We start from the raw sequence: 9,275 nt of genomic DNA on the forward strand, positions 1-9,275 counted from the left end.
TTTCCCCATCTAAGTAAAGACAGGAATATAATCTCAAGATATTTTCATTTAAATTTTCTTTTTTATTTTCCGTATATTTAAATAAATCGCCTTTTATAGGTATTCTAATAGTATTCCATTTTGCATTAATAGTATATTTTGTTTCGTAAAGAACAACAGCTTTTTTATGAGTATAGTCATAAACTTTTAATATAATTTGCTTATTTATGAGTTCATCTACACTTTCAAAATAAAAATATAGGAAATTAGGTTCATCATAAGGGTGGAGTGTTATTTTTTCTCCTTTAGAATTTACCCAATATCCTTTTATAATTTTACTTGTTACTCCAGCAACTGATAGTCTGGCTACGGATTCTTGTCCTGTTTCTAATAATGTTATTCTTATGCCTGCCATAGTTTAGTCGTTTTTTTGTTCTATTATTTTTAGTTTGATGCGTTCTGTTTTGTCGTTTTTAAAAACATACCCTTTGAGTATGTCGTTTTCTAAACGTTCACCCTTGTATTCAAAATCTATTTCATTATCAGTTAGGTCTAAATCAGCTTCTTTTCCTGCAAGATTTTTACCTTCTATCACTAAATAGACTTCCTCTCCTATCTTTCCTCTATTTCCCAAAATTTTATCATTGAGGTCAGTAAAATAATTCATAATAATTTTAGGTTCTTCTTTGTTAACAGTACCATATTGCACACCTCCTTCTAAACCTTGCATTATTACTTTGTCAGCACTTATTAATTCTATTTCTTCTGTAGCTGTAATAGTTACTTCTTCAGCTTCTTCATAAGAAGTGCCACCTCTTATAGTATAAGTATCACGAACTGTGATGTATATGTTATTAGCTTTCTTAAAAATTCCCATTGATTTTGTTATTTTATATAAGATGTATAACTATTTTGATTTCTAATTGTAATTGTTACTTCTTAAAAATATAAGCATCGCTTCAAAAAAATATAAGCATTGCTTTGCAAAAATATAGTTATCGCTTTATAAAATAAAAGCTGTATGTTTTATTTGAAACATACAGCTTTTTCAAAGGTACACTACATTTTTTCGTATTCAAGTGTATCAAGCATTTTTTTGATGTCTTTTCCTGGTGTCAATATAACCTTAGCATTTTTGATAGAAGAAGAATTTATTTCTTTCTCTGTCGCCTTCCCTTCACTTCCTATACTTACGCACAAACTTCCAAGCTCTCCCAATCGTACGGCTTGTCCGTTTGATAAGGAAGATTGCATTGCTTCTACTAAAGCATAAAGCACAGCACGAATATCGGCACCATTTACAGTACACATTTTTTCAATGTCTTTAGTAAGGTCTGCTAAGGACTTTTCACCTGTGAGATTAGCGGAGGCATAGTATTTCTTCGTTCCTCCACCCGCAACACCTGGTTGCCCTCTTTGAATAACTTTGTATTTTATTGGCATTTTTATAAAATTTTAGTTTGCAAAATTCACTAAAAGTACGACAAAGGTAAGGGTTTTATTTTTATATCCCAAAATATTTTTACTATATTTTTTGATTTTCATTTTTACTAAGAACTGTTATTTGCTTCTTGGGTTATGACTAAGTGTAGTTTACCTTGTATGGCTAACTGAGCAATTTGATTGAAAAAATGGGTTTCCATTGGATACTTCGTTTTTAAATTGATACTTCTGTTTTTATATCCTTATCTTTTAAGGGGCTTTTTTAATAGCGTTTTCAGTGCGATAACTTACTGTGTAGCCGTTTGCCTTTACGATAGCTTCTAAGGCTTGTCGGGCTTTAAGGGTTGCCTCTCGGTCTTGGTCGCTAAGGTTCATAAAGTGCAGTGGTTCAAAAGTTCGGATGATTATCCCTATATAGGACAGGGCTTTAGGGTCAGTTGTTAGGGGTTGTTTGAGTGTGTTCATTAGGATACTCTTTTTTTAGGTTAAACTACTTCTTGAGGTTCTATCTCAAACTCAATGCTTCTTTTGCTACATTGGGTTTGGTCGTACCATTGCAAGTTGGCTAGGTCGTCTTGGGTAAAGGGTAGCTTGTACCGCTTGCAATAGGCTTTTATCACTTCGATTGCTTTGTACTTGCTTGTGCATACTTGCATAAGGACACGGCTACTCATATAGTGCCAGCTATCAGTTTTATAGACTAAGTAAACGCTTTCCATAGGCTGTTAGGTTTTATTAAGGGTTGAGTTTTGGGCTTCTTTGAGTTGCTTTAGTTTAATATATAAGTCCTGCCAATAGGCTTTTAGCCTCTTGTCTAACGCCTTGTGGGTGTTGTCAGTATGCTTATACCCTCTAAAGCTATCGGCTTGCGCTAAGGCTTTATCAAGGTCGGTTACCTCTATAGGTGCACCATTGAGGTCTGTTATTATCATTTTTCAAAGGTTTTAAAAAGTTCTTCAAAACAGATGTCGTCCGTCCAATACTCATCGGAGGAGTATTTTCCATAGGCTTTTATATAGAAATCATCGTATCGAGTAAATACGCTTCGGTAAATATCCAAACGGCTTTCAGGCGTATTGAAAGAGGCTAATTCCTCCTCAGTGAGTTCCACAAAAGCCCAAGTGCGTTCTTCCAAAAAGGATAAATCGGGCTGTTGCTCATCGCTGAGGGTATAAAAGTCGGTTCTTGCCTCATAGAAACTAAGGTTTACAAAATCGGGGTCGCTCTTTAGGGTAGCCACTTGTTGGGCTACTTTTTTCACTTTCTCAAGCCATTGCTCGGTAAGGGTGATAAGGGCAAAGTCGCAACTATCCCATTCGCTATTGGTATAGGCACGCACCAAAAGGTGTGTCGTAGGTGTTTTGCTGATATTCATTTTCTGTTCAATTTTAAAGGGTTATACATTTAGAAAGGCAAATCGTTCTCGTCTTCCTCTGCTACTTGTCCTGCTGTGACTTGGGGCTTTGGCAAAGGTGTTATGGCATTTGTGTTATTTGTCTCACTTGCAGAGGTATTAGGTGTTACTTCTGCTTTCTTGTTAAAGTGGAATTTGATTTTGGAGGTGTGAAAGTTCAAGCCTGCTTGAGGTTCTCCCTCACGATTGAGCCACGCTCGTGCCGATACTCGTCCTTCCAATTCAACTAATGTGCCTTTGGTAAGATACGGAGCAACCCCCGTACTGAGCCAATAAGCACAGTCAAAAAAGGAGGTCTGTTGTACGTTTTCACCTGCTTTGTTTCGGTAGTTGTCGTTCACTGCTACAGAGAAATTAACGACTTGTTTGCCATTTGATAGGGTTTGCACTTGTGCATTTTCGGTAAGTCTTCCTACAATATTCATAAGCGTTCTATTTGTTATTAGGTTACTAAATTTCTACTATTTGGTCTATGCGCCCATAAAGATAGGCACGGAGGCTGGTGCGGTCGATAGCATAGTATTCATACCAAGTATTATACTGCTTTACAATGAACTTTCTCAGTACATCGGAAAAATCAAATCGGTAGCCCAATAAGGGGATAGCATTTCTGAAAAAGCAGTTACTATTGACCGCTTGGGTAATCCAATTTTTCTCTATTTGGGTGAGTTTCTCACCGCTATTGAGCTTTACACGGAGCTGATAGACTTGGCAGTCTTTCAGATGCTCTAAGGGACTTATTTCGTGAGACACGAATTTGGTTGCGATACAGGGTTCTTTTTTCATCTTGTTGCATTTTAGGAGTTTTATACTGCTTTACGGCTTGTTTGGACACGATACGCACGATTTTCGGCTTTTAGGTTGTCTTTTTGAAATTTTTTATTCGACAATGGGAGGAAAAGCGGTATTCGTTTCAAAAAACAATCTGTAAGAAGCGGCATTTTTCTCATATTTGACATTTTTTTTATTCGCTTAAAGGTCGGAATGAGCTGGTTTCGTTTCGAGTGCCATAAAAGGTCTGTGTTTAGCTTCTGCAAGGTTTTTCAAAAAAATACTACCCGCAGGACAACGGACAAGGGCTGGATATTTTTTTGAAAACCCATCGGGCTTGACCTTGCAAGAAGCGTTAATAACACAGAAATACCTTTAACTTATATAATTCTTAAAAGGATTGCGATAGATGATACCCTTGTCTATAGCTATTTCTACCATTTTACAAAGGGGCATCATATAAACCCATATTGTGTTGTGAGTAAGACTTTTATTAACTCTAAGATAGAAGTCAAAATCGTTGATAAAGTCTTCTGTAAGCTCTTTGAAAGAAATATCACTTCTGCGGTATTTGTACTGGATAAACTCACTCAAATGAGTATATACATTTTCGTATTTGTTGAGCGTGCTGTAACTTCTAACACCTTTTTCTACCATCAAGGCAAAGTCTTCTTTGAACTTCTCATAGACTTTTAGCAAGGAATCTTCCATTACTCCTATACCTAGGAAAGTGGCTTTTAGCTTCTGAGCAGTAACCACTCCCTCGTACTTCATCAGCTCTTCATAATGAGTAACCATACGTGAGCGGATCTCTTCCAGCTTGCGGTTGAGTTGGGTAGCTTCCTCTGTTTTACCTGTTACTCTGCCGTATTTCAAATCCCATTTCTGTGGAAGAATTTCAAGTTTGGTACTAAACTGAGCTACCTGATTGTCAATGGTAATACGCCCCATAATAGCAACCTTACCGTTCTTTTTTGGGGCATTCTTTTTAAGGTAGAACAATACCTTAAAGGTTGAGCGTTTTACTTTTTTCATACTCTAATTTTTTAATTTGCGAAAGTACTTTTTATCAAGTTACTGTACAATATGAAAAAAGGTGTAAAACACTGAAATATAACCTACTAATAAAAAATATTTTTCAAGGTATTAGGTGACGATTTAGAAACCTAATTTTGAAAAAGCCTGTCCAAATCATCTAAGACTCTGTCTTCTCTTATCTTCCTATTAAAAAAATAATCCTCTTTGTATGAGCTAATTATATTATTTTTTGTAGTTTTGCATTTTAAATTCTATTTTGATTAAAAATTTTTTAATAAATATGGAAATCCCTTCAAAATATTTACCTAATTCGGTAGAAGAAAAATGGTATGCCTACTGGCTAAAATATAATTTCTTCCACTCAACTCCCGATGAAAGAACGCCTTACACTATTGTAATTCCCCCGCCAAATGTTACGGGAATTTTGCATATGGGGCATATGCTCAATAACACAATTCAAGATGTACTTATCCGCCGTGCAAGGCTAAAAGGCTTCAATGCTTGTTGGGTGCCGGGTACCGACCACGCTTCTATTGCCACCGAAGCCAAAGTAGTGGCAAAGCTCAAAGAACAAGGCATTGACAAAGCCAACCTTACACGTGAGGAATTCCTCAAACACGCTTGGGATTGGACACATCAGTATGGTGGTGTTATCCTTGAGCAGCTCAAAAAACTCGGCTGTTCGTGCGATTGGGACAGAACCAAATTCACCCTCGATGATGACCTTTATGCTTCGGTGATAAAGGTGTTTGTCGATTTATACAATAAAGGATACATCTATCGCGGATATCGAATGGTCAATTGGGACCCCGAAGCCAAAACCACACTTTCGGATGAAGAGGTTATTTATAAAGAACAGAACGGAAAACTTTTCTATCTGAAATACTATATATCCTCCCCCAACCCCTCCGAAGGAGGGGAGTTGCAGGACGTTCAAAATAAAAACTCCAATCCAATCGCAATGGAAGCTCCCTCTCCTTCGGAGAGGGCGGGGGGAGAGGAATATCTTTTGGTAGCTACCACGCGTCCCGAAACAATTTTCGGCGATATTGCCGTTTGTATCAACCCCAACGATGAGCGTTACAAACATCTGAAAGGCAAAAAAGTAATCGTGCCAATTGTTAATCGTGTTGTGCCGATTATCGAAGACGAATACGTGGATATTGAGTTTGGAACAGGAGCCTTGAAAATCACTCCGGCTCACGACAAAAACGACTACGAAATCGGCGAACGCCATAAACTCGAAATCATCGACGCCTTTACCGACGATGCCAAACTGAATCATCACGGATTGTATTACGAAGGAAAAGACCGATTTGTAGTTCGCAAAGAGATAGTTAAAGAACTCGAAACCAAAGATTTATTGCTGAAAACAGAAGATTATCTTAATAAAGTCGGCACATCGGAACGTACAGGGGCTGTTATCGAACAACGCCCACTCGACCAATGGTTTTTGAAGATGGAAGATTTGGTAAAACCTGCCATCAGCGGAGTTTTGGAAAGTGAAGAAATCAATTTCTTCCCCAAAAGATATGAAAATACCTATCGCCATTGGATGGAAAACATCCGCGATTGGAACATTTCGCGTCAGCTTTGGTGGGGACAACAAATTCCGGCGTATTATTATGGTAGTGGAAAAGAAGATTTCGTAGTTGCCGAAACCAAAGAAAAAGCCTTAGAATTGGCAAAAGCAAAATCTAATAACCATTCCCTAACCACTAATGACTTGAAACAGGACGAAGACGCTCTCGATACGTGGTTCTCTTCGTGGTTGTGGCCAATGAGCGTTTTTGGTGGAATTTTAGACTCTGAAAACGAAGAATACAATTATTATTACCCCACGAGCGACTTGGTTACAGCTCCTGACATCATTTTCTTCTGGGTGGCGAGAATGATTATGGCAGGGTACGAATTCAAAGGGAAAAAACCTTTTACCAATGTCTATTTCACTGGATTGGTTCGCGACAAGCAGGGACGAAAAATGTCTAAATCATTGGGCAATTCGCCCGATGCGTTGAAATTGATTGATGACTTTGGTGCGGACGGCGTTCGTGTGGGGCTTTTATTGTCGTCCGCAGCAGGAAATGACTTACTTTTCGATGAGGCACTTTGTCAGCAAGGTAGCGGATTTGCCAACAAGATTTGGAATGCCTTCCGACTCGTGAAAGGTTGGGAAATTTCGGAGGCTAATCAGCCTGAGAATAACCGAATTGCCATAGAATGGTACAGAAATAAGTTCCAAAAGGTACTTGGCGAAACCGAAGACGATTTTGCAAAATACAGAATCTCCGATGCCTTGATGAAAATTTACAAATTGGTGTGGGACGACTTCTGTTCGTGGCTTTTGGAGATGGTAAAACCTGCTTACGGACAGCCGATTGACCAAAAAACCTTTGCAGAAATTATCGCCATTTTTGAAGATAACCTCAAATTGTTGCATCCGTTTATGCCTTTCATCACGGAGGAAATCTGGCAACATATCACCGAACGAAAACCTGAGGAGGCTCTGGTAGTGGCAAAATATCCTGAAATAACTTCGTTCGATGAGCGGATTTTAGCCGAATTTGAGACCGCTGCCGAAGTAATTTCGGGCGTCAGAACCGTGCGAAAAGAGAAAAACATTCCGTTTAAGGAAGAAATGCCTCTTTCGGTACTCAACAACGAACAAACGGCAACGACTTTCGATGTGATTATCGCCAAATTGGGGAATTTGTCCGAACTGAAATATGTTAGCCAAAAGGTAGAGGGAGCGATTTCGTTCCGAGTGAAGTCCAACGAGTATTTTATCCCGATGCAGGGCAACATCAATGTAGAGGAAGAAATCAAAAAACTCGAAGAGGAACTCAAATATACGCAAGGCTTTTTGGCTTCGGTGGAGAAAAAACTTTCCAACGAGAAGTTTGTCAGCTCCGCTCCCGAAAAAGTGGTGGAAATGGAACGCAAAAAACTTTCCGACGCACTGGCGAAGATTGAAACCATTCAGGAAAGCCTTAAAAACTTGCGGGGGTAAGGAAAAAAGAAAAGTGTAAAGGATAAAGTTAAAAGAAAGGGCGAAAGGTTTTTTCGCCTTTTCTTTTAAATGTGATAAAAAAAGGAATAATTTTTAATTTTAAAATCTAAAAGTTTTTAAAGTGAGTAATAATTCAAGAGAAGAAATATTAAAAAAAGCAAAACTAGAATCCGAATTATCAGATTTAAAGCAACACGCTGATAAAATGATTAGAGGATTTGAGAAGTTTAACAACAAATCATCTAATCGAGCTATTTGGGAATTAATCCAAAATGCTTGTGATTTAACTTCTGAATGTGAAGTGATTTTAGATTATACCAATGGATTTTCATTTACTCACAACGGAAAACCATTTACGCCAAAATCACTAATTTCACTCATAAAACAAGTAAGTGGAAAATATGGTGAAGAATCTGAAAATCCACAAGTTGGAAAATATGGGACAGGTTTTTTAACAACACATACTTTTGGAAGAAAATTTCAGATTAATTCAATTCTGAAAGCTGAAGATTTATATTTTGAAATCAAGGATTTTTTAATTGACCGTAGCCCAAAAGAATGGGAAGAGTTAAGTAAAAATATTAGCAATCAACAAAATAAAGTTTATCAAATTATTGAAAGTCAAACACCTATTTCAAATCCTGAAATAACAACAACTTTCACTTTTTTACCTGAAACAGAGCAAGAACAAACCTACATTTTAGAATCAAATAAGCATTTGGAAGATTACATTCCAATCGTTCTGACTATTAATGATCGACTCAAAAAAGTAACAATTATCCAAAATGATAACAAAACTTTATTTGAAAGAACTTTAAAAGAAAAAGTTCAAAATGATAAAGGAATTGAACTACACAAAACAATTATTTCAGTAAATGGAAATCCAAGAACACTTTATTCCATTGTTGAAAATGACATCCAAATCGAAGTAATTCTTCCTATTAATGAAGAGCTTGATTTGTTTGAATTTTCAAAAGAAATAGCTCGATTATTTTTATATTATCCTTTAATTGGTTCAGAAGATTTTGGATTGAACTTCATTATCAATTGTAATAAATTTTCACCTACTGAACCAAGAGATGGAATACACTTGCAAAGTAACAAAGACCAAGTAAAAGACCAAGAAGAGGCAAATCGAAAAATAATAAAAAAAGTTTCTCAACTGATTTTTGATTTTTTAAAAAGTAATGTATTAGAAGTTTCAAATCCACATTTATACGCCCAAATAAATTTTAAAAGAGATACAGAAGATTCTGAACTAAATAAATATTTTGAAATACTACAAAAAGAATGGATTAAAGAATATAAATTATTATCAATTGTTGAAACTACTGATGGTTTTAAAACTATTAACGAAGTTCGTTTTTTTGATGAAGAGCTTTTAAGCAGTATAGAGGCTTTTGAAGATATTTATACTTTAGCATCCAAATTTTATAATAATATTCCAACTAAAGATAATATTATTTTGTGGAGCAAATTTGCAAAAGAATGGAATGATAAAAGTATTCAATTCATTAGTCATAAAGATTTAGTTGACGGGATTTCAAAAAAACATCTATCTGATTTTAACAAAGATTGCTTAATTAACTATTATAAGAATTATTGTATATCCGTAATTAA

12 protein-coding genes and 1 pseudogene are annotated in these 9,275 nt (G+C 36.4%); 2 read left to right on the forward strand and 11 right to left on the reverse strand.

What is annotated here, in order from left to right:
- The 11 genes and pseudogenes from OO775_RS10460 to OO775_RS10510 form a co-directional block, all read right to left on the reverse strand.
- The coding region (locus OO775_RS10460) for a hypothetical protein (RefSeq protein WP_264847050.1) at nucleotides 1–394 on the reverse strand (394 nt) is incomplete at its 3' end.
- 3 nt (nucleotides 395–397) lie between these two features.
- Entirely contained in the window at nucleotides 398–856 is a 459-nt protein-coding gene (locus tag OO775_RS10465; RefSeq protein WP_264847051.1) for a hypothetical protein, read from the reverse strand.
- A 182-nt stretch (nucleotides 857–1,038) separates the two neighbouring features.
- A complete protein-coding gene (locus OO775_RS10470) occupies nucleotides 1,039–1,422 on the reverse strand; it encodes an HU family DNA-binding protein (protein WP_264847052.1) in 384 nt (127 codons plus the stop codon).
- Nucleotides 1,423–1,529: 107 nt separating this feature from the next.
- A complete protein-coding gene (locus OO775_RS10475; protein WP_264847053.1) occupies nucleotides 1,530–1,622 on the reverse strand; it encodes a hypothetical protein in 93 nt (30 codons plus the stop codon).
- Between the two features lie 49 nt (nucleotides 1,623–1,671).
- Complete coding sequence (locus tag OO775_RS10480) at nucleotides 1,672–1,887, reverse strand: hypothetical protein (RefSeq protein ID WP_264847054.1); 216 nt, start codon at nucleotides 1,885–1,887, stop codon at nucleotides 1,672–1,674.
- 20 nt (nucleotides 1,888–1,907) lie between these two features.
- A complete protein-coding gene (locus tag OO775_RS10485) occupies nucleotides 1,908–2,141 on the reverse strand; it encodes a hypothetical protein (protein ID WP_264847055.1) in 234 nt (77 codons plus the stop codon).
- A 6-nt stretch (nucleotides 2,142–2,147) separates the two neighbouring features.
- On the reverse strand, nucleotides 2,148–2,354 hold the full coding sequence (locus tag OO775_RS10490; protein WP_016421160.1) for a hypothetical protein: 207 nt from the start codon (nucleotides 2,352–2,354) through the stop codon (nucleotides 2,148–2,150).
- Nucleotides 2,351–2,797, reverse strand: coding sequence for a hypothetical protein (locus tag OO775_RS10495; RefSeq protein ID WP_264847056.1), 447 nt, complete (start codon nucleotides 2,795–2,797; stop codon nucleotides 2,351–2,353). The genes OO775_RS10490 and OO775_RS10495 overlap by 4 nt, the downstream gene beginning before the upstream one ends.
- A 29-nt stretch (nucleotides 2,798–2,826) precedes the next feature.
- Nucleotides 2,827–3,261, reverse strand: coding sequence for a single-stranded DNA-binding protein (locus OO775_RS10500; RefSeq protein ID WP_264847058.1), 435 nt, complete (start codon nucleotides 3,259–3,261; stop codon nucleotides 2,827–2,829).
- A 25-nt stretch (nucleotides 3,262–3,286) separates the two neighbouring features.
- Entirely contained in the window at nucleotides 3,287–3,622 is a 336-nt protein-coding gene (locus tag OO775_RS10505) for a molybdenum ABC transporter ATP-binding protein (RefSeq protein ID WP_264847059.1), read from the reverse strand.
- Nucleotides 3,623–3,985: 363 nt separating this feature from the next.
- Nucleotides 3,986–4,642 (reverse strand): annotated as a pseudogene (locus OO775_RS10510) (phage integrase SAM-like domain and Arm DNA-binding domain-containing protein); the annotation flags it as partial.
- A gap of 283 nt (nucleotides 4,643–4,925) precedes the next feature.
- On the opposite strand from OO775_RS10510, the gene OO775_RS10515 reads away from it, so the two are divergent.
- Nucleotides 4,926–7,655 carry a valine--tRNA ligase gene (locus tag OO775_RS10515; protein ID WP_264847061.1) on the forward strand — a complete coding sequence of 910 codons (2,730 nt, stop codon included), beginning with the start codon at nucleotides 4,926–4,928 and terminating at the stop codon, nucleotides 7,653–7,655.
- A gap of 121 nt (nucleotides 7,656–7,776) precedes the next feature.
- On the forward strand, nucleotides 7,777–9,275 hold a 1,499-nt coding region (locus OO775_RS10520; RefSeq protein WP_264847062.1), incomplete at its 3' end, for a sacsin N-terminal ATP-binding-like domain-containing protein.

Origin of the sequence: Capnocytophaga catalasegens, assembly GCF_026005215.1 — a bacterium.
Lineage (GTDB): Bacteria > Bacteroidota > Bacteroidia > Flavobacteriales > Flavobacteriaceae > Capnocytophaga > Capnocytophaga catalasegens.